Here is a 21,017-nt window from a genome sequence, read left to right as displayed (position 1 = left end):
CGCCCGCAGAAAGGGCCGCTATTCCTGAGGGGGCTGCTGGGGCGCGTGCGCCCTGCGCACGAGTTCGGCCCATACGTCCCGCACGCGCCGCTCCAGCGCCTCCAGGGGTACGTCGTTGTCGATGACGATGTCCGCGATGGCGAGCCGTTTCTCGCGCGTCGCCTGGGCGGCCATACGCGCGCGTGCGTCGTCCTCGCTCATCCCCCGCAGCCGGACCAGCCGGTCGAGCTGGGTCTCGGGGCTCGCGTCGACGACGATCACCAGGTCGTAGAGCGCGGTGAGGGCGTTCTCGGCGAGGAGGGGGACGTCGTGGATCACTACGGAGTCGTCGGCCGCGGCCGTTTCGAGCTCGCGGGACCGCCTGCCGACCAGGGGGTGGACGATCTCGTTGAGGACGGCCAGCTTCTCGGGGTCGGCGAAGACGATGGAGCCCAGTTTCGGCCGGTCCAGGGCGCCGTCCTCGCCGAGCACGTCCTCCCCGAAGGCCTCGACGACCGCCGCGAGCCCGGGGGTTCCGGGCGCGACGACCTCGCGCGCGATGCGGTCGGCGTCGATCAGCACGGCGCCGTACCCCACGAGCAGCCGTGACACTTCACTCTTACCGGCACCGATGCCCCCGGTGAGGCCGACCTTCAGCATGGACCGAAGCCTACGGCCTGTCACCGACAGGGCACGCGGTGACCGGCGGCAACCGCCCTCGCGCTAGTTGTCGCCCTCGCGCTCCGCCAGGAAGCGCTCGAACTCCTGCCCGATCTCGTCCGCCGAAGGGATCTCGACCGGCTCGGCGAGCATGTTGCCGCGGCTCTCGGCGCCCGCGGCGGCGTCGTACTGGTGCTCCAGGCCCTGGACGAGCGCCACGAGCTCCTCGTCGCCCTCCTGGATCTGGCGGTCGATCTCGGTCTGGGTGCGGTGGGCCTCGGTGCGCAAGGAGTGCGCGATGCCCGGCAGGACCAGTCCGGTGCCCGCCGTGATGGCCTCCAGGACGGTCAGAGCCGCGTCCGGGTACGGGGACCGGGCGATGTAGTGCGGGACGTGCGCGGCGACGCCCAGGACGTCGTGACCGGCCTCCATGAGGCGGTACTCGACGAGCGCCTCGGCGCTGCCGGGGACCTGCGCCTCGTCGAAGGGGCTGCGGTGGCCCGGGACGAGGTCGTTCCGGTTGCCGTGCGGGGTGACGCCGACGGGCCGGGTGTGCGGGACGCCCATGGGGATGCCGTGGAAGTTCACGGACAGGCGGACGCCGAGCCGCTCCACGATCTGCTGGACGGCCGCGGCGAAGCGCTCCCACTCCACGTCCGGCTCGGGGCCGGAGAGGAGCAGGAAGGGGGCTCCGGTGGCGTCCTGGACCAGTCGTACGTCCAGGGTGGGCTCTTCGTAGTCGGTCCAGCGGTCCCGCTTGAAGGTGAGCAGCGGGCGGCGGGCGCGGTAGTCGACGAGCCGGTCGTGGTCGAAGCTGGCCACGAGCTGGTGGGGCAATGTATCGAGCAGACGTTCGACGATCTGGTCGCCGGTCTCGCCCGCGTCGATGTATCCGTCGAAGTGGTAGAGCATGACAAGACCGGCCGACTCCTGTGCGAGCGCCATGTCGACGACTGCCAGGCCCTTCGGCTCCCATGCGTACAAACCCTGCGGATCAAGCACAGTGACCGCTCCTCCTCGTGTTCGTACTGCACAACGCCCTCCAGGGCATGGGCATTCCCGCCCATGCCCCTGATCAGGCACCTCTTACTGGCTTTTCATGCGCCGCTCCCCTGTGTCACCAGGTGGGCGTCCACGTCATGCGGACAGCACGCGCGCGTGGAGTGCGGTCACGGCCTTGCGGGCGGAGGAGAACGCGCCGTGCTGCCAGGCGTCGGTGTAGCTGAGCCAGTCGCCGGCGAAGTAGACGCGTCCGGTGGGGTCGTTGAGCGGCTTGTAGCGGGCGTCGTCGGGGCCACCCGGGGTGTCGTGCCACGCGGCCTCCAGGTGGGGCGTCTGACGCCAGTGGTGGGAGAAGGACGATGCCAGTTCGCTGCGGTACTTCTCGCCGTAGATCTTCACGCCCACGGCCACCGCCCGCTCTTCCCGCCCCTTGGGGGTGAGCTTCGCGTACGAGTCCGCGTCGTCGTCGTAGTTGTAGTACCCGATCAGGACGCCCCGCTCACCGTGGAATCCGTAAGAAGGGTGCCAGATGTGGGTGACGTCCTGGTCGGTCTCGGTGATACCGCCGTAGATCCGGTGGTCCAGCTCCCACCAACGGGACTTGTACTCCAGGCCGATCTTCGCGGCGGACGAGGGCGTGATCGCCTCCAGCGCGGTCTGGACGCCGGTGCCGAGGTTGTGCGGGATCTTGGAAAGGATGTTGGGCGGCAGGGCGCCGACGCAGTAGTCGGCCTCGATCACCTTCGTACGGCCGCCCTGGGTGTAGGTGACGGAAACGCCACTCCCCTTGTCGGTGATTTTCGAGACGGCCGCTCCGGTACGGATGCGGTGCGCGCCGATCGCCCGGGTGAGGGCCTTCGGTATCTGGTCCATGCCACCGACCGGCTGGAACATCAACATGGCCTGGTCGAAGCCGAATTCGAAGGAGAAGTAGCGGCCGACACCGCTGGCGAACACTTCGGAGGCCGTGGGCACGTCCCCGAGCAGCACACCAGGAGTACCCGCGGCGGCCGGAATGGTCGAGTACCCGCGGAAGTCACCGCCTCCATAGGTGAGTTTGTCCCCGAGCTCGCCCCAGCCCTTGAGGAACTCGACGAGCCTCTCCTGGTCGGTGGCGGTCAACTCCTTGTCCAGGGCGCCCTTGTCGGTGGCCTTGGCGAGCAACTCCGAGACATAGCCGTAGACATCGGCTTTGGCGGTGCGGTAGCGCTCGGGCTTGGTCATGCCGGTGGACTCGTTGTAGATGTACGCGTCCGCGTTGACGTTGGTGAACACCTGGATGGGGACGCCGAGTTCACGGCAGTAGTCGAGAGTGATCATCCACTGCGGGATCCGCGCGGGGCCGCAGTTCATGTAGTGCCCGTCGGCGAAACGGGCGGTCTGCCGGTTGCCGTACAGGTCGGTCGTCGTATCCCCACCCCGGACGGTGAAGTTACGGCCGCCGGTACGGTCCCTGGCCTCCAGGATCGTACAGTCGTAGCCGGCCTTGCCCAGTTCGTACGCCGTGGTCAGTCCGGCGATGCCACCGCCGACGATGACGACCTTCGCCGCGCCGCGTCCGGTGAGGTGGAAGTCGCTCGCGGTCAGGGCGCGGAAGGGCTGTTCCCGCTGGGCGGCCTGTGCGGTGGGAGCGAGTCCGAGGGCCCCCATGGTGGCGAACATCGTGCCCGCGCCACCGGTGAGACCCACGTTCCGTAGAAATGCACGTCGGCTCTGGTTCCTTGCCATGGTCCGGCTCCCCTTCTCCGATCATGAATGACCGAGGCAGGGTCCCAACAGCCGGTTACGGCACGGCAGTTACTGATGTATCCCACACGTTTCTACAAGGCCGGGGAAAAGCGCCCCTTGGGGGCGCCCCCAAGGGGCGCGGGGAACTGCGCGACCAGCCACATGCGGCCCGCACCCGAAACACGACTGAGGGACCGCACCCCGAAAGGTACGGCCCCTCAATCAAGAGCTAGTGCTCAGTGGGCGTTCAGCTCTGCCCACCCGCCAGCTTCTCACGCAGCGCAGCAAGCGCCTCGTCGGACGCCAGCGCGCCAGACGTGTCCGCACCCTCGGAGGAGTACGAACCGCCGCCGCCACCACCGGCCGCGGCCGGAGCCGCACCCGCCGTGTCGACGCCCTCGGCCGCCGCCTGGGCGTCGGCCTCGCGGGACTTGATGACCTGCGCCTGGTGCTGCTCGAAGCGCTGCTGCGCCTCGGCGTACTGGGTCTCCCACACCTCACGCTGGGACTCGAAGCCCTCGAGCCAGTCGTTGGTCTCGGGGTCGAAGCCCTCGGGGTAGATGTAGTTGCCCTGGTCGTCGTACGACGCGGCCATGCCGTACAGCGTCGGGTCGAAGTCGACCGTCGCCGGGTCGGCACCGAAGGCCTCGTTGGCCTGCTTCAGCGAGAGGCTGATGCGGCGACGCTCGAGGTCGATGTCGATGACCTTGACGAAGATCTCGTCGTTGACCTGGACGACCTGCTCCGGGATCTCCACGTGGCGCTCGGCCAGCTCGGAGATGTGCACCAGACCCTCGATGCCCTCGTCCACGCGGACGAACGCACCGAACGGAACCAGCTTCGTGACCTTTCCGGGCACGACCTGGCCGATCTGGTGGGTGCGGGCGAACTGCTGCCACGGGTCTTCCTGGGTCGCCTTCAGCGACAGGGAGACGCGCTCGCGGTCCATGTCGACGTCGAGGACCTCGACGGTGACTTCCTGGCCGACCTCGACAACCTCGGAGGGGTGGTCGATGTGCTTCCAGGACAGCTCGGAGACGTGGACCAGACCGTCGACGCCACCCAGGTCCACGAAGGCACCGAAGTTGACGATCGAGGAAACCACGCCGGAGCGGACCTGACCCTTCTGGAGGGTCGTGAGGAACGTCTGGCGGACCTCGGACTGGGTCTGCTCCAGCCAGGCACGGCGGGACAGGACCACGTTGTTGCGGTTCTTGTCCAGCTCGATGATCTTGGCCTCGAGCTCCTTGCCCACGTAGGGCTGGAGGTCGCGGACACGGCGCATCTCGACGAGAGAAGCCGGCAGGAAGCCACGGAGGCCGATGTCGAGGATGAGTCCACCCTTGACGACCTCGATGACGGTACCGGTGACGATGCCGTCCTCTTCCTTGATCTTCTCGATGGTGCCCCAGGCGCGCTCGTACTGGGCGCGCTTCTTCGAGAGGATCAGGCGGCCTTCCTTGTCCTCCTTCTGGAGAACAAGGGCTTCGATCTCGTCGCCGACCTTGACGACCTCGTTCGGGTCGACGTCGTGCTTGATCGAGAGCTCGCGGCTCGGGATGACACCTTCGGTCTTGTAACCGATGTCGAGCAGGACCTCGTCCCGGTCGACCTTCACGATGACGCCGTCGACGATGTCGCCGTCGTTGAAGTACTTGATCGTCTCGTCGATCGCGGCGAGGAAGGCTTCCTCGTTACCGATGTCGTTGACCGCTACCTGCGGGGTGGTGGCGGTGGTCTCGGTGCTGCTCGTCATGTGGGAAAGGGCTCCGGTACGGACATTGAAGTCGTAGGTACTGCTCACGCCGAGAGCCTTTTTCGCTTCGCTCTGCAGAAGGCCGGACAGCCAAGGAAGCGCCAGTCCAGAACACCATGGTGTCCGGTTGGCGCCTCGAAAACCGAGGGGACATACATACAGATGCGAGCGCAACCTGCTACGTCTGAGGTGCGCAGGCCCGCAGCGCAACTTGTAGCATACGGGGGCAGCCAGGCAGGGTCAATGCGCGAAGGCGCACACCCGGGGCGGATCGCCGCATACCCGGCACAAAACGTGTCCCGCGAGGCCACGCAGGCCTGAACCACCCCTTCAGTGACGCCGCCGGGGACAGCCGCACCGTAGAGGTGACGGAAGAGTACGACGAGGGAGCCGATCATCCAAGAGCCCGATGCGTTCGAGCCGGAAGCCACCCGACGTGACGCCGACGTCACCGAGAGTTCCCGGGCCAACCGGGGCTGGTGGGACCGGAACGCGGACGACTACCAGGTCGAACACGGCACGTTCCTCGGCGACGACCGCTTCGTGTGGGGCCCCGAGGGCCTCGACGAGGTGGAGGCCGAACTCCTCGGCCCGCCCGAGGAACTGAAGGGCAAGGACGTCCTGGAGATCGGCGCCGGCGCGGCCCAGTGCTCGCGTTGGCTGACCGCCCAGGGTGCCCGCCCGGTCGCCCTGGACCTCTCCCACCGCCAGCTCCAGCACGCGCTGCGGATCGGCGGATCGTTCCCTCTGGTGTGTGCCGACGCCGGCGCGCTGCCCTTCGCGGACGAGTCCTTCGACCTGGCCTGCTCGGCGTACGGCGCGCTGCCGTTCGTCGCCGACCCGGTGCTGGTGCTCCGCGAGGTGCGCCGGGTGCTGCGGCCCGGCGGCCGGTTCGTCTTCTCCACCACGCACCCGATCCGCTGGGCGTTCCCCGACGAACCGGGCCCCGAAGGCCTGACGGTCTCCGCCTCCTACTTCGACCGCACTCCGTACGTCGAGCAGGCCGACGACGGCAGCGCGGTCTACGTGGAGCACCACCGCACCCTCGGTGACCGCGTCCGGGACATCGTGGCGGCGGACCTGCGCCTGGTGGACCTGGTCGAGCCGGAGTGGCCGTCCTGGAACACGGCCGAGTGGGGCGGCTGGTCGCCCCTGCGCGGCAACCTCATCCCCGGGACGACGATCTTCGTGTGCGAACGCGACCGGTAAAACCGCTTAGGGGCTGAACGGAACGCGGGCACGCGCGCGTAGAGGTCGTTCCGCACGGCGTACGACACTGGGGTCGTGATCCGCTACGACGCCCTCGACGCGCTGCCCGTCCGCAGTGCCCTGCCCGGACTTGACGCCGCCCTGGAGGCGGGCGGTGCGGCCGTGCTCGTCGCGCCGCCCGGCACCGGCAAGACGACGCTGGTGCCGCTCGCGCTGGCCGGGCTGCTCGGCGAGGGGAACGAGGGTCCCGCGCGGCGGGTGGTCGTCGCCGAGCCGCGGCGGATCGCGGCGCGCGCGGCGGCCCGGCGCATGGCGTGGCTGCTGGGCGAGAAGGTCGGCGAGAGCGTCGGCTACACCGTGCGCGGCGAGCGAATCGTCGGACGGCACGCACGCGTGGAGGTCGTCACGACCGGAGTGCTGCTCCAACGGCTGCAACGGGACCAGGAGTTGGCGGGCGTCGACGCCGTGATCCTGGACGAGTGCCATGAGCGGCACCTGGACGCGGACACGGTGGCCGCCTTCCTGGTCGACGTACGGGAGGCCCTGCGGCCCGAGTTGCGGCTGGTCGCGGCGTCCGCGACCACCGACGCGCAGGGCTGGGCCCGGCTGCTGGGCGATGCGCCGGTGGTCGAGGCGGAGGGTGTCGCGTACCCGGTGGAGGTCGTCTGGACGCCTCCGGTAGGTCCCGTACGGCCGCCGCACGGGATGCGCGTGGACCCGGCGCTGCTCACCCACGTGGCGTCGACGGTACGGCGGGCGTTGGGCGAGCGGGACGGGGACGTGCTGTGCTTCCTGCCCGGGGTCGGGGAAATCGCGCGTGTGGCCGGGCAGTTGGGCGACCTGGGCGGGACCGAGGTGCTCCAGGTGCACGGACGGGCGCCGGCCGCCGTGCAGGACGCGGTGCTGTCGCCCGGGGCGCGGCGGCGGGTGGTGCTCGCGACGTCCGTGGCGGAGTCCTCGCTGACGATTCCCGGTGTACGGGTGGTCGTCGACTCGGGGTTGGCGCGGGAGCCGCGGGTCGATCACGCGCGCGGGCTGAGCGCGTTGGCGACGGTTCGGGCGTCACAGGCGGCCGGGCGGCAGCGGGCGGGGCGAGCCGGGCGTGAGGCACCGGGGGCGGTGTACCGGTGCTGGGCCGAGGCCGAGGATTCCCGTCTGCCGCGTTTTCCGGCGCCGGAGATCAAGGTGGCCGATCTGACGGCGTTCGCCCTGCAGGCGGCGTGCTGGGGGGATCCTGGGGCGTCGGGGCTGGCGTTGCTGGACGCGCCGCCCTCCGGGGCGATGGCTGCGGCGCGGGGGGTTCTGGCGGCCGTGGGTGCCGTCGACTCGGGTGGGCGTGCGACTGCTCGGGGTGTGCAGTTGGCTCGGCTGGGGCTGCATCCGCGGCTGGGGCGGGCCCTGTTGGACACGGGGGCGGCGGGCGCCGAGGTTGTCGCGCTGCTGAGCGAGGAGGCGCCGCGGGCGTACGGCGATGATCTTGCCGGGGCTTTGCGGAGTGCCCGGCGTGGAGGGGACGCCTATGCGGGGCGTTGGCGTGCGGAGGTTCGGCGGCTGCGGGCCGTGGGGGCAGAAATTTCCCGCCCACCCACCCGTTACGGCCCTCAAGAAGTGGACGTCACAAGCGATGACCGTGCCGTCGGACTCGTCGCCGCCCTCGCCTACCCCGAACGCGTCGCCAAAGCCGACGGTGGTTCCTACCTCCTCGTCTCCGGCACCCGTGCCGAAGTCGGCGAAGCCAGTGCCCTGCGCGGGGCGCCCTGGATCGCTGTCGCCGTGGCCGACCGGCCGATCGGCAAGGGGCACGCACGCGTGCAGCTCGGCGCCGTGGTCGACGAGGACATCGCCCGGTTCGCGGCCGGGGCGCTGCTCAGCGAGGTGGACGAGGTCCACTGGGCCGGCGGCGATGTCGTGGCCCGGCGCGTCGAGCGGCTCGGGGCCGTCGAGTTGGCGGTGCGGCCTTTGAAGAACGCCGACCCCGTTGCCGTACGGGATGCGCTTGTTGAAGGGCTGCGGCAGGAAGGGTTCGGGCTGTTGCGGTGGTCCGCGGATGCCCAAGTGCTGCGGCAGCGGCTGGCGTTCCTGCATGTGAATGTCGGGGAGCCTTGGCCCGACGTGTCCGACGATGCGCTCCACGCGCGTGTGGACGAGTGGTTGGAGCCGGAGTTGGGGCGGGCGCGGCGGCGGGGGGATCTGGGGCGGATCGAGGCGGGGCAGGGGCTGCGGCGGTTGTTGCCGTGGGCCTCGGGGGACGCGGGACGGTTGGACGAGTTGACTCCGGAGCGGTTGCTCGTGCCGAGTGGGTCCAGGATCCGGATCGACTACGGGAATCCCGAACAGCCCGTGCTCGCCGTGAAGTTGCAGGAGATGTTCGGACTGCACGAGTCGCCGACCGTCGCCGGGGTGCCCGTGCTCGTGCATCTCCTCTCCCCCGCCGGGCGGCCCGCCGCCGTCACCGCCGATCTCGCTTCCTTCTGGAAGGACGGCTACAAGGGCGTGCGGGCCGAGTTGCGGGGGCGGTACCCGAAGCATCCGTGGCCGGAGGATCCGGCAAGCGCCGAGGCCACGCGGTTCACCAACGCGCGGCTCAGGCGGTGACCGGTTCGGGTTCGTGGATCTCGGTGGGGGCGGGGTCTCCGGGGCGCCTGCTGCGGGCCTCCAGGTAGAGGGAGAGGGCCAGCAGGAGCAGGCCGAGGGTCAGGAAGCCCCAGGGGAGGTAGGAGACCATCAGCAGGACGAGGGTGCGGTTGGACTTCACCAGGGCGACGGTGTGCTTGATGTAGTCCTCGCGCATCTTCACGTCGCCGGCGAACGCCGTCACCTTGTCCCGGCCCCCCAGGAGGGTGCCGCCGCGCAGCTCCTCCTTGTGGATCTCCTCGCCGTAGACCGGTGCCCCGGTGACGGGTTCGACCCAGAACTTGCGGACCGTGGTGTACCAGCGGGTGGTGCCCGTCTTGGCGACGGACTCCGGGGTGATGCCCTTCACGGGCATGGTCTTGGGGAAGGGGACCTTGGTCCAGGGGATGGTCTGCTCGAAGTAGTAGACCTTGACGCCGCGGAAGTTCTGGGTGCCCTTGTAGTGGATGGGGTTGGTGGTGCGGGTCTGCGCGTCGAAGTACTCGTAGTCCCGTTTCTGCGTCAGGAACGGCCACTTGAACTCGATGCCGTCCCGTTTCACCGGGTCGCCGTCGACCATCTCGCCGGTGGCGTGGACGGGGTCCTGGGTGTGCGCGTCGAAGATGTACCGCTCCGGGATGGAGGAGACCATCTTGCCGTCGGGGCCCTGGACGTAGGACAGACCGTCCCAGACGACGACGTCCCGGCCGGCCGTCTTGTCGATCTTCTTGGCGGCTTCGACGTTGCCCTTGAGGGTCTGCACGATGGTGACCTTGGGGACCGTCTTGGCCTGCATGGTGCCGTAGTCGAGGAGGGTGGCGTTCTTCGCCTCCAGGACCATGTCCTGGTACTGGTTCGCCGGGATCTTGGCCAGGCGCGGGAAGGCGTACCAGCGCAGCAGCGGGGACAGCGCCGTGAAGAACACGGCGAGGGCGAGCAGGATCAGGCTGGCCTTGCGGCGCATCTCGGCCTCCATCCCAGGGAGTCAAACGCTTGCGCAAGCGTTTACGGGTGCGCGGGCACCGTCGTCAGCAGCGGTTTCGGGGAGGTCTTCCCCATCGGTGAGCCCATCGCGGTGATGGTCAGGACCAGCGCGAACGCGAGCACGAGTCCGGTCGCGGCGGCGATCAGGGCACGCATGCCGGGCCTCCCGACAGACAGAAACCGAATGGATTCAGGAACTGATAGGTCGTCAGGTCGGGCACCGTAGCAACGCGCGGGCGAGATGAGAACACGTTGCACACGCATGACGTAGGGACACGACGAAGGCGCCCACCCGCCGAAGCGGAGGGCGCCCTCGTCCTACGGTCGTGCGGCCGGACTACGCGCTCGGTGACGCGGACGGGCTCGGGCTCGCGCTCGCGCTCGGGCTGGACGACGAGGTGTCTGCCGCCGTCACGGTCAGTTCGACCGTGAGGGTCGCGCCGCCCGTGGTGGTGATGCGGAGCAGGAAGGTGCCGGTGGTGTCGTCGGCGTACAGCTTCGGCAGCTTCAGGAGACCGTCGGCATCCGTGGCCAGGCCCGTGAGGGTGCGTACGGTCTTGCCGTCCGCGTCCTTGAAGTAGGGGCCCTTGTCGTTCTCGGTGGCGTCGTCGGCGGCCTTGATGAGGGTCGCGGTGGCGGCGACCTTGTCGGCGACCGCGCCGTTCTCCGTGGCCTTCACCTCGACCTGGTCGGCGAACTCGCCGCCCGCCGTGCAGGTCAGCGCCGTGGTGCTGGTGCGGACGAGGGTGTCGGCGACGCGGGGCGTGACGCTGGCCCCGTAGTCGAGACCGGCGATCGTGCGGCCGACGACGGTCGCGCGGACGGTGAAGTCACCGGTCGTCTCGCCGGCTTGGAGGGCAGGGGCGACGGCCACACCGGAGGCGTTGGTGTTCACCGCGGCGACCTTCTCGCCGCCGACGAACGTGGCGTCCGTGGTCCCGACGATCGTGAACCGGATCCTGACCTTGGCGACGGTCTTGCCCGCCGAGGTCTCGGCCTTGGTGCTGATCTTCTTGCTGAACTGGTCGCCCGCGACCGCCGTGAGCTTCGCCGTGCCCGCGTCCGCGAGCTTGGCCACCGTGTCGGTGGGGGTCGGCGTGGGCGTGGGCGTCGGGGTGGGGGTCTGCGTCGGGGTGCCCGGCGTGGAAGGGGTCGACGGAGTGCTCGGCGTGGAAGGGGTCGACGGGGTGCTCGGAGTCGACGACGAGGGCGAAGTCGTAGGAGTGGACGGGGAGTTGTCGTCGCTGCGGCCCGACGGGACTGTGCCCGTGCCGTCCGGGACCGAGTGGGTGCCCTTGCGGTAGTACTCCAGCCAGGACAGGACCGTGTTCAGGTAGTCCGTCGAGTTGTTGTAGCTGAGGATCGCGCTGCGCAGGCCCGCGTCGGTCGACAGGTTCCAGTCGTTGCGGCACAGGTAGTGGCCGGCGGCGAGTGCGGCGTCGTAGACGTTGTTGGGGTCCTTGACCCCGTCGCCGTTGCCGTCGCGTCCCGCCCAGGCCCAGGTGGACGGGATGAACTGCATGGGTCCGACGGCCTGGTCGTACGTGCTGTTGCCGTCGTACAGACCGTGGTCGGTGTCCTTGATGAGCGCGAAGCCGTTGCCGTCGAGCGCGGGGCCGAGGATCTTGGAGGTCGTGGTGCCGTCCGCGTCGACCTGGCCGCCGCGGGCCTGGCCGGACTCCACCTTGCCGATGGCGGCGAGGAGTTGCCAGGGCAGGTTGCAGCCGGGCTTGGAGGAGGCGAGTTCGGTCTCGGCCTTCTTGTAGGCGTCGAGGACGGTCGCCGGGATGCCGGCCTCGGCCTCGCCCACCGAGACCGGGGTCCCTATGGACGGCGACTGGCTGTCGCTCGGGCTCGGGACGGGGCTGCTCAGGGGCGGGAGGTCCGTGTAGTACGGCGAGTCTCCGGTGGCGCTGTGGTCGGTGCTCCCGTCGGGCGTCGCCTGGCCGGTGGCGAGCGTTCTGTGGCCGCCGGTCACCGCCGGAGCCTGGGACGCGGACAGTGCCGCGACCGCTGCCGCGGCCACCGCCGTCGTCGCCGCACCCTTGCGCAGCCGCCTGCCGAAATGCGCCGTCATGGAGTGAACCCCTCCCAGGGACGCCCGAGCGCCCGTCTTTGTCTGTTGCCTCTGCGCCTGTTGTGACGATCGACCCGCGTCACAGGTTGCCCTCGCGATGCTTTTCGGTTGTTCTGTACGCTTGTTCCGCTCTTCCGTTCGACCGCGTTCCCCCTGCGCGGGGACCCAGGCGACCCTACGACAACTTGCTTTGCACGGGCACCCGTTCGTGACCGTTATTCACCGCCTGGCCATATGCCGATGTCTCCTACGGGGAGCCCCGTTGCCGTTCACCTTGAGTCATGCCGCCGCCGTACTGCCCGCCGTGCGCGGCGACGGACGGGGGCGCGGGCGTCTCGTACCGGCGGTGCTGGTGGCGGGTTCCTTCGCTCCCGACATGACGTACTACGCGGCGAGTGCGGTCCCCGGGGCGATGGAGTTCGGTGAGGTCACGCACTCCTTCCCGGGCGTCTTCACGGTCGACGTCGCGATCACCTGGGCGACGGTCGGCCTGTGGCTGCTCCTGCGCGAGCCCCTGGTGGCCCTGCTCCCGCGCGCCCGCCAGGCCCGGACGGCGACCCTGTTGCGCTGCGGCGCTCCACGCGCGCGTGCGACCCCGTCACTGGCCGCGTGGTGGTACGTCTCGGCGGTGCTCGGCGGCCTGACCCACGTCGTCTGGGACGCGTTCACGCACCACGACCGGTGGGGCGTACGGCTGTTCCCCGTCCTCGACCGGGAGTTGGGCGGCAGGCCGCTGTTCTCGGCCCTGCAGTACGGCAGTTCGGCGCTCGGCGCGCTGCTGATCACGGCCTTCGTGGTACGTGCGCTACGACGGGTTCCGGCCACCGAGCCGGTGGGGGTGCCCGAGCTGTCGGTACGGGACCGGTGGGCGGCCGGAGTCGTCCTGGCCGCCTGCGCCCTGACCGCGGCGGCGGAACGGGCGTCGACCTGGTGGGCCTACTGGGGCTCGACGGCAACCCCCTGGGACCTGATCCCGACCCTGTGCTTCGGCGCGGGGGCGGGACTGGTTCTGGGCGTGCTCCTTTACGCGGTCGGCGTCCGCGTGTGGCGCCCGGCGACGGCCGGGGTGCCTGGAGATCCGGACGGGGTCAGCGCGGAGCGGGACCGTAGCGCCGGCTCACGCTGAGCATGACCAGGGGGCGGCGGAGGGCCGAGGGGACGCGGTCACGCCGAGCCGTCCGGCGGGGTCGCGATGAACACCGTCATGGTGTGCGCGGAGGGTGACCTCGGGATCCGGGTGAGGACGAGGTCCAGGTAGCTGCGCCCCAGCTCGGCCCAGAGCCGCCAGACGGCGGTGCCGGTGGGGGTGGTCGCGGGTCCCTGGGGATGTCTGGCCTGTTCTCGGGGGTCTACGGCCGTGTCGTCCCGGAACGTGAGGCGGCGCCGGAGGCCTGCGGCCGTGTGCCGGACGGCCATCGCGAGGTCGGCGGGGATGCGGGCGGTGCTTGCGCCGGCCGCGAAGGCCGGAACCGGCGGTCGAAGCGCACCCTGGGCGGCAGCGGCACCCGCTGCCTGCGCCTGAGCCGTCCGGCGGTGAAGCGTGCGTATACCCATGCCCGCATCCTTACGGTCACCGGAGCCGGGAGGCGCTTCCGCGGGGGCCACGCGAGTGACGGGCCCTCCGGGGGTTGGGCGGGGGTTGTGCGGGGGTTTCTGTGGCCGGGGCGGGTGTGTGCCGGGCGGGGTGGGGTGCGGGGCGGGTGCCTTGCGGGGCGACCGAGGGAGGGGTGTGCGCTGGCTGAGGTGGGAAGCGGTGTGGGTGCCCTGCGGGGCGGCCCAGGAGGGGGTGTGCCCTGGCCCAGGTGCGATGCCGCGCGGGTGCCCTGCGGGGCGGCCCGGGAGAGGGTCTGCGCCGGCTGAGGCGGGAAGCGGTGCGGGCGGCCTGGGAGGGGCGGGGGTGGGGTCGGCACCGCCGGGACGGGTTGTGGTGGGTGCTCGCCGTTGCGGCGGGAATCTCTTGCGGGGCGGATCTCAGAACCGGGGCAGGTGCTGCGGTGCCGGCAGGCATGTCGTGGTGGGCGTTCGCGGCATCGCGGCGGAGTTCTTGTGCGGGCCGGATCAAAGAACCCCGGGAAGGCACGGCGGTACCGGCGGCTGTGCCGTGGTGGGCGTTCGCGGCGGGATTTCGTACAGGGGGACTGCAAGGGCAGGGTCTACAGGCGGTGAGGGTGGACTGCAAGGGCGGGCCCCACAGTCGGTGGGGAGGGACGAAGGTGAGCCCAGGCGTCCGGGCTCTCCAGCGGCGCGGCACCTCTCTGCCGATCTTCCGCAGCCCGCCCCGGCAACACACCTCGGCCGACCCTCCACAGCCAGCCCCAGCGACATCCCGTAGCCACTCACGCGAGCCACGGTTCCCCGTCACCCACCCTCGCCGTGACTCACCGCAGCACGCCCCCAGCCGGGACTCGCCACCGCTCGCCACGCCAGCCGCAGAGCTCGCCGCCCACCACCCCGGCCGGCACGCACCCCGGCCTCTCCCAGACCGCCCGCAACCCATCCCACCCCGGCCGGCACACCCCACCCCCGGCCGGAGCGACCCCCCGCACAATCCCCGCTCAACCGCCGGAGGCTAGTGCGCGGCGGACTCCCAGTCCGGTCCCACTCCCACCGAGACGTCCAGCGGGGCCCGGAGGTGGACCGCGCCGGCCATCGCGTGGCGGACGAGTTCCTCTGTGGCCGCTCGTTCCCCTGGGGCGATCTCCAGGACGATTTCGTCGTGGACCTGGAGGAGCATGCGGGACTTGAGGTCGGCCTCGCGCAGGGCGGTGTCGACCTTGAGCATGGCCATCTTGACGATGTCCGCCGCGGTGCCCTGGATCGGGGCGTTGAGGGCCATGCGCTCGGCGGCCTCGCGGCGCTGGCGGTTGTCGCTGTTGAGGTCGGGGAGGTAGCGGCGACGGCCGAAGAGGGTCGCCGTGTAACCCGTCGCCCTCGCCTCGTCGACCGCGCGGCGCAGATAGTCCCGTACGCCGCCGAAGCGCTCGAAGTACGTGTCCATCAGGACCCGTGCTTCGCCCGCGTCGATGTTCAGCTGCTGGGAGAGGCCGAAGGCGGACAGGCCGTAGGCGAGGCCGTACGACATCGCCTTGATCTTGCGGCGCATCTCCGCGTCGACCGCGGAACCCTCGACCGAGAACACCTGGGAGGCGACCGTGGTGTGCAGGTCCTCGCCCGAGGTGAACGCCTCCAACAGGCCCTCGTCCTCGGAGAGATGGGCCATCACGCGGAGTTCGATCTGGCTGTAGTCCGCGGTCATGAGCGATTCGTAGCCTTCGCCCACCACGAAGCCCCTGCGGATCGCCCTGCCCTCGTCCGTGCGGACCGGGATGTTCTGCAGGTTCGGGTCCGTCGACGACAAACGACCCGTCGCCGCCACCGTCTGGTTGAACGTGGTGTGGATGCGGCCGTCCGTCGCGATCGTCTTGATCAGGCCCTCTACGGTGACGCGCAGTTTCGCCTGTTCGCGGTGGCGGAGCATGATGACCGGCAGTTCGTTCTCGGTCTGGTTGGCCAGCCAAGCAAGGGCGTCCGCGTCCGTCGTGTAGCCGGTCTTCGTCTTCTTCGTCTTGGGCAGGCCGAGTTCGCCGAAGAGGACTTCCTGGAGCTGCTTGGGCGAGCCGAGGTTGAACTCGTGCCCGGCCGCCGCGTGCGCCTCCTTCACCGCCTGCTGGACGGCGCCGGCGAACATCTGCTCCATGGCTTCGAGGTGGGCCTTGTCGGCCGCGATGCCGGAGCGCTCCAGGCGGGCCAGCAGGATCGAGGTGGGCAGCTCCATGTCACGCAGGAGGTCCGCCGCGCCGACCTCCTGGAGGCGCTCCCCGAAGGCGTCCCCGAGGTCGAGGATCGCGCGGGCCTGCACCATCAGGGCGTCCGCCTCGGCGCCGTCGTCCGCGCCGAAGGCCAGCTGACCGTCGGCCGTGGCGGCGGGGGCCAGTTCGCGGCCGAGGTACTCCAGGGACAGCGCGTCCAGGTCGAAGGAGCGGCGGCCGGGCTTGACCAGATAGGCGGCGAGCGCGGTGTCCATGGAGATGCCGGCGATCGTCCAGCCGTGCTCGGCGAAGACCCGCATCGCGCCCTTGGCGTTGTGGAACACCTTGGGGCGGTCGGCGTCGGACAGCCAGGCCGCGAACGCGTTCTCGTCGCTCTCGTCCAGCTCGGCGGGGTCGAACCAGGCGGCCGCTCCCCCGGCGGTGGCGAGCGCGACCTCGGTCACCGAACCCGAGCCGAGCGCCCAGGTGTCGACGGTGGCGACGCCGAGCGGCTCGGTACCGTAGTCGGCGAGCCAGCCGGTCAGTTCGCCGGTGCCGAGGACCGAGCCGTCGACTGCCACGCCGCTCTCGGCGGGCGGGGTCGCCTCGGCCTCCTCGTTGCCCGGGTCGACGGCCAACAGGCGCTCGCGCAGGGAGGGGTTGCGGATCTCCAGGGTGTCGAGAACCATCGCGAGGGCCGTGCGGTCGTACGGAGCGCGCTCCAGGTCGGTCACCGTCTTGGGCAGCTCGACGTCCTTGACCATCTCGGTCAGGCGGCGGTTGAGCTTGACGGCGTCCAGGTGGTCGCGGAGGTTCTGCCCGGCCTTGCCCTTGACCTCGTCGACGCGCTCCACCAACTCGTTAAACGAACCGAACTGGTTGATCCACTTCGCGGCGGTCTTCTCACCGACACCCGGGATGCCCGGGAGGTTGTCGGACGGGTCGCCGCGCAGTGCCGCGAAATCGGGGTACTGGGCGGGCGTCAACCCGTACTTCTCGACGACCTTCTCCGGAGTGAACCGGGTCAGCTCGGAGACGCCCTTCGTCGGGTACAGGACCGTGGTGTGGTCGGACACGAGCTGGAACGAGTCGCGGTCGCCGGTGACGATCAGCACGTCGAAGCCCTCGGCCTCGGCCTGGGTGGCGAGCGTGGCGATGACGTCGTCGGCCTCGAAGCCGTCGACCGCGAACCGGGACACGTGCATCGTGTCGAGCAGCTCGCCGATCAGCTCGACCTGGCCCTTGAACTCGTCCGGGGTCTTGGAGCGGTTCGCCTTGTACTCGGTGAACTCCTCGGAGCGCCAGGTCTTGCGGGACACGTCGAAGGCCACCGCGAAGTGTGTGGGCGCCTCGTCACGCAGGGTGTTGGCCAGCATCGACGCGAAGCCGTAGATCGCGTTCGTCGGCTGGCCCGTCGCGGTCGTGAAGTTCTCCGCGGGCAGCGCGAAGAACGCGCGGTAGGCCAGCGAGTGCCCGTCCATCAGCATCAGCCGTGGACGGTCTCCGCCGGAGGTGTTCCCGGAGGTCTTGTCGGTCTTCTTCGATGCTGTCTCTGCCACGACCCCGATCCTGCCACGCCCCACTGACAGTCGGAGTCACGGCCGCCGCGTCGGAGGTCACGGTCGCGACGGCGGGTTCGCACCAAGGGTGCCGGAACTCGCCGCCGCAGCAACGGGAGGAGCGGCCGAAATCGCCGTGACCCGCGGCTCGGAGGCGAATCCGAACCTCGGGGGTGAAGGCAGTCCGCGGAAGGCGAAGGCGGTGAGCCCGGTCGCGTCGCGGCAACGGTCGTAGGAGAACCCGTCTCCGTGACGGTCGTAGGAGAGAACCCGTCCCCGTGGCCGCCCCGTCACGTGCGCGTGGCAACGGCGCGCGTGACAACGGCCGGGGCATCAACCGCCTCGCCTCCGGCGAACACCGCTCTGAATCACACGCGCGTGGCAACGGCCCCGCGCGCGTGCCAGGGTCACCGTCGTCGCGACAGGGGACGCGGACTCGGGAGGACGCGTCCCAGCTCGCCCCCGTGCACACCGGACGGACGACCGACACCGCCCGCCGCCACACAGGCCGGCCGGGCGGCGGCACCCGCGGCGGCGAAGACCAGCCGGACCAGCGGCACCGGCCGCGACGAGGAGCCGGGCAGACCCACCCCGCGCCTCGGCCCCGCGCCCACGCCGGACCCCTCGTAGCCGCCGCCCGCCGAGAAGAAGCCGTTGCCCCGCCGCACATACGCCGGACCCCCGCTCGTCGCGACCTGGACCGAGGCCCGCCCCGCCTCACCCAGCGCACACACCGCACCCCCCGAATCCATAGATCCCACGAACCGACCTCGGCGTTGTCACTGCCCCGTGCGAGGATCGAAGGTGTAGCGCACATGTGCCAGTGAAGGAGGGCCCGCGATGGCCACGAAGCCGCCCAAGGGTGATCCCGTCCAGGACGCCCCGCAGGTCACCGAGCCGAAGCACGCCGCGGCCGGACTCCCGGCGATTGGGCACACGTTGCGCATCGCCCAGCAGCAGATGGGGGTCAGGCGCACCGCGTTGACGCTGCTGCGGGTCAATCAGAAGGACGGCTTCGACTGCCCGGGCTGCGCCTGGCCGGAGCCGGACCACCGGCACGCGGCGGAGTTCTGTGAGAACGGCGCGAAGGCGGTCGCCGAGGAGGCCACCCTGCGCCGGGTCACCCCGGAGTTCTTCGCGGCCCATCCGGTGGCCGACCTCGCGACCCGCAGCGGGTATTGGCTGGGGCAACAGGGGCGTCTGACGCATCCCATGTATCTCCCCGAAGGGGCCGAGCGCTACGAACCGGTCTCCTGGGAGCGTGCCTTCGACATCATCGCGGAGGAGATCGCCGCCCTCGGCTCCCCCGACGAGGCGCTGTTCTACACCTCGGGCCGCACCAGCAACGAGGCCGCGTTCCTGTACCAGTTGTTCGCAAGGGAGTTGGGCACCAACAACCTGCCCGACTGCTCCAACATGTGCCACGAGTCCAGTGGTTCGGCGCTGAACGAGACGATCGGCATCGGCAAGGGCAGCGTCCTCCTGGAGGACCTCTACCAGGCCGACCTGATCGTCGTCGCCGGCCAGAACCCGGGCACCAACCACCCGCGCATGCTCTCCGCCCTGGAGAAGGCCAAGGCCAACGGCGCGAAGATCATCAGCGTGAACCCGTTGCCCGAGGCGGGCCTGGAGAAGTTCAAGAACCCGCAGACCCCGCAGGGCATGCTCAAGGGCGCCGCCCTCACCGACCTGTTCCTGCAGATCCGCATCGGCGGCGACCAGGCCCTCTTCCGCCTCCTGAACAAGCTCATCCTCGAGACGGACGGCGCGGTCGACCAGCCTTTCATCGACGAACACACCCACGGCTACGAGGAGTTCGCCGCCGCCGCGCGGGACGCCGACTGGGACGAGACGCTCCTCGCCACCGGGCTGACCCGCCCGGAGATCGAGAAGGCCCTGGAGATGGTCCTCGCCTCCGAGCGCACCATCGTGTGCTGGGCGATGGGCCTCACGCAGCACAAGCACGCCGTCCCGACCATCCGCGAGGTCGTCAACTTCCTTCTGCTGCGCGGCAACATCGGCCGCCCCGGCGCCGGCGTGTGCCCGGTGCGCGGCCACAGCAACGTGCAGGGCGACCGCACTATGGGCATCTTCGAGCGCCCCGCACCCGCGTTCCTGGACGCCCTGGAGAAGGAGTTCGGCTTCGCCCCGCCGCGCGAGCACGGCTACGACGTCGTCGCCGCGATCCGCGCCCTGCGCGACGGCGCCGCGAAGGTCTTCTTCGCCATGGGCGGCAACTTCGTGTCCGCGTCCCCCGACACCGAGGTCACCGAGGCCGCCATGCGGCGCGCCAGCCTCACCGTGCACGTGTCGACGAAGCTCAACCGCTCGCACGCCGTCACGGGCGCGCGTGCCCTGATCCTGCCCTGCCTGGGCCGCACCGAGCGCGATCTCCAGGGCGGCGGTGAGCAGTTCGTGACCGTCGAGGACTCCATGGGCATGGTGCACGCCTCCCGCGGCCGCCTGGAGCCCGCGGGCGCCGAGCTGTTGTCGGAGCCGGCCATCGTGTGCCGCCTCGCCCGCCGTGTCCTCGGCGACCGATCCCGCACGCCCTGGGAGGAGTTCGAGAAGGACTACGCGACGATCCGCGACCGCATCGCGCGCGTGATCCCCGGCTTCGAGGACTTCAACGCGCGCGTGGCCCACCCCGGGGGCTTCGCCCTCCCGCACGCCCCGCGCGACGAACGCCGCTTCCCCACCGCCACCGGCAAGGCCAACTTCACCGCGGCTCCCGTCGAGTACCCCGAACTCCCGGAAGGGCGCCTGCTGTTGCAGACGCTGCGCTCGCACGACCAGTACAACACCACGATCTACGGCCTCGACGACCGCTACCGGGGCATCAAGAACGGCCGACGGGTCGTCATGGTCCACCCCGACGACGCCGCCCGGCTGGGGATCGCCGACGGGTCGTACGTCGATCTGGTCGGCGAGTGGAAGGACGGCGTGGAGCGGCGGGCGCCCGGTTTCCGCGTCGTTCACTATCCGACGGCCCGGGGCTGCGCGGCCGCCTACTACCCGGAGACGAACGTCCTGGTCCCCCTGGACGCCACCGCCGACACCAGCAACACCCCGGCCAGCAAGTCCGTCGTCGTACGTCTGGAACAATCGGCCACCGACTGAGCGTTCGCTCAGCCGACAGGCAGGTCCACCAGCCGGACGCAGGACGAACGGAGTCGGCCCCATGGGCGAGCAGCAGCACGGGAAGTTCCCGCAGGACGTCATCGACGAGTACTCGGCCCTCGGCGTCGATCTGGTCGCCCTCTTCTCCGCCGGGCACCTCGGCACCCGGATGGGCGTGGAGATCGTCGAGGCGTCCGCCGAGCGCGTCGTCGGCACCATGCCCGTCGAGGGGAACACCCAGCCGTACGGACTGCTGCACGGCGGCGCCTCCGCCGTCCTGGCCGAGACCCTCGGCTCGCTGGGGTCCATGCTGCACGGCGGCAGCACGAAGCTCGCCGTCGGCGTGGACCTCAACTGCACCCACCACCGCGGCGCCCGCTCCGGCCTCGTCACCGGCGTCGCCACCCCCGTCCACCGGGGCCGCTCGACGGCGACGTACGAGATCGTGATCAGTGACGAGGACGGGCGACGGGTGTGCACCGCGCGGCTGACCTGCATGCTGCGGGACCTGAAGCCGGGCGACCCGATCCCCGCGAACACCGCGAGCTGAATCTCCGCGCGCGCCGCGAACCGGCCCCGGA

Annotated in this window: 15 protein-coding genes; 5 read left to right on the top strand and 10 right to left on the bottom strand. The window is 70.4% G+C overall.

Features of this window, described 5'->3' with window-relative positions; all coding sequences use genetic code 11:
* Positions 1-18: 18 nt before the first annotated feature.
* From coaE to rpsA, 4 genes are all read right to left on the bottom strand, one after another.
* Positions 19-639, bottom strand: a complete 621-nt coding sequence (coaE, locus tag OG504_RS38885) for a dephospho-CoA kinase (RefSeq protein WP_405993991.1) — start codon at positions 637-639, stop codon at positions 19-21.
* A 63-nt stretch (positions 640-702) separates the two neighbouring features.
* Positions 703-1,641: a PAC2 family protein gene (locus tag OG504_RS38880; protein ID WP_033287219.1), complete on the bottom strand. Its 939-nt coding sequence runs from the start codon at positions 1,639-1,641 to the stop codon at positions 703-705.
* A gap of 135 nt (positions 1,642-1,776) precedes the next feature.
* Positions 1,777-3,369, bottom strand: coding sequence for an NAD(P)/FAD-dependent oxidoreductase (locus tag OG504_RS38875; protein ID WP_405993990.1), 1,593 nt, complete (start codon positions 3,367-3,369; stop codon positions 1,777-1,779).
* A 247-nt stretch (positions 3,370-3,616) separates the two neighbouring features.
* Positions 3,617-5,125 carry a 30S ribosomal protein S1 gene (rpsA, locus tag OG504_RS38870; protein WP_366091943.1) on the bottom strand — a complete coding sequence of 503 codons (1,509 nt, stop codon included), beginning with the start codon at positions 5,123-5,125 and terminating at the stop codon, positions 3,617-3,619.
* Between the two features lie 393 nt (positions 5,126-5,518).
* Here rpsA and OG504_RS38865 point away from each other — a divergent pair, with 393 nt between their 5' ends.
* Both OG504_RS38865 and hrpB read left to right on the top strand, forming a co-directional pair.
* Complete coding sequence (locus OG504_RS38865; protein WP_106971246.1) at positions 5,519-6,334, top strand: class I SAM-dependent methyltransferase; 816 nt, start codon at positions 5,519-5,521, stop codon at positions 6,332-6,334.
* Between the two features lie 75 nt (positions 6,335-6,409).
* Positions 6,410-8,929, top strand: a complete 2,520-nt coding sequence (gene hrpB, locus OG504_RS38860; protein ID WP_405993989.1) for an ATP-dependent helicase HrpB — start codon at positions 6,410-6,412, stop codon at positions 8,927-8,929.
* On the opposite strand, the gene OG504_RS38855 is transcribed toward hrpB, so the two are convergent.
* The 3 genes from OG504_RS38855 to OG504_RS38845 all read right to left on the bottom strand — a co-directional run bounded on the left by OG504_RS38855 (position 8,919) and on the right by OG504_RS38845 (position 12,008).
* Positions 8,919-9,911, bottom strand: coding sequence for a DUF3068 domain-containing protein (locus tag OG504_RS38855; protein WP_405993988.1), 993 nt, complete (start codon positions 9,909-9,911; stop codon positions 8,919-8,921). The two genes, hrpB and OG504_RS38855, sit on opposite strands and share 11 nt — an antisense overlap.
* A gap of 41 nt (positions 9,912-9,952) precedes the next feature.
* On the bottom strand, positions 9,953-10,087 hold the full coding sequence (locus OG504_RS38850; RefSeq protein WP_106437209.1) for an SPW_0924 family protein: 135 nt from the start codon (positions 10,085-10,087) through the stop codon (positions 9,953-9,955).
* A gap of 181 nt (positions 10,088-10,268) precedes the next feature.
* The gene (locus OG504_RS38845; RefSeq protein WP_405993987.1) at positions 10,269-12,008 is read right to left on the bottom strand and encodes a lytic transglycosylase domain-containing protein; all 1,740 of its coding nucleotides are present in this window, start codon (positions 12,006-12,008) and stop codon (positions 10,269-10,271) included.
* Between the two features lie 262 nt (positions 12,009-12,270).
* On the opposite strand from OG504_RS38845, the gene OG504_RS38840 reads away from it, so the two are divergent.
* Positions 12,271-13,134, top strand: a complete 864-nt coding sequence (locus OG504_RS38840; RefSeq protein WP_405993986.1) for a DUF4184 family protein — start codon at positions 12,271-12,273, stop codon at positions 13,132-13,134.
* 38 nt (positions 13,135-13,172) lie between these two features.
* On the opposite strand, the gene OG504_RS38835 is transcribed toward OG504_RS38840, so the two are convergent.
* The 3 genes from OG504_RS38835 to OG504_RS38825 form a co-directional block, all read right to left on the bottom strand.
* Positions 13,173-13,562, bottom strand: a complete 390-nt coding sequence (locus tag OG504_RS38835; RefSeq protein ID WP_405993985.1) for a hypothetical protein — start codon at positions 13,560-13,562, stop codon at positions 13,173-13,175.
* 1,015 nt (positions 13,563-14,577) lie between these two features.
* A complete protein-coding gene (gene polA, locus OG504_RS38830; protein WP_405993984.1) occupies positions 14,578-17,316 on the bottom strand; it encodes a DNA polymerase I in 2,739 nt (912 codons plus the stop codon).
* 407 nt (positions 17,317-17,723) lie between these two features.
* Positions 17,724-18,077, bottom strand: coding sequence for a hypothetical protein (locus OG504_RS38825; RefSeq protein WP_405993983.1), 354 nt, complete (start codon positions 18,075-18,077; stop codon positions 17,724-17,726).
* A gap of 79 nt (positions 18,078-18,156) precedes the next feature.
* On the opposite strand from OG504_RS38825, the gene OG504_RS38820 reads away from it, so the two are divergent.
* Both OG504_RS38820 and OG504_RS38815 read left to right on the top strand, forming a co-directional pair.
* The gene (locus OG504_RS38820; RefSeq protein ID WP_405993982.1) at positions 18,157-20,436 is read left to right on the top strand and encodes an FdhF/YdeP family oxidoreductase; all 2,280 of its coding nucleotides are present in this window, start codon (positions 18,157-18,159) and stop codon (positions 20,434-20,436) included.
* A gap of 61 nt (positions 20,437-20,497) precedes the next feature.
* Positions 20,498-20,986, top strand: coding sequence for a PaaI family thioesterase (locus OG504_RS38815; protein ID WP_405993981.1), 489 nt, complete (start codon positions 20,498-20,500; stop codon positions 20,984-20,986).
* Positions 20,987-21,017 lie beyond the last annotated feature (31 nt).

This window comes from Streptomyces sp. NBC_00986 (assembly GCF_045162565.1).
In the GTDB taxonomy this organism is placed as follows: domain Bacteria; phylum Actinomycetota; class Actinomycetes; order Streptomycetales; family Streptomycetaceae; genus Streptomyces.
Note: the sequence above shows the minus strand (reverse complement) of the source record. Positions and strands in the feature narration are given on the sequence as shown.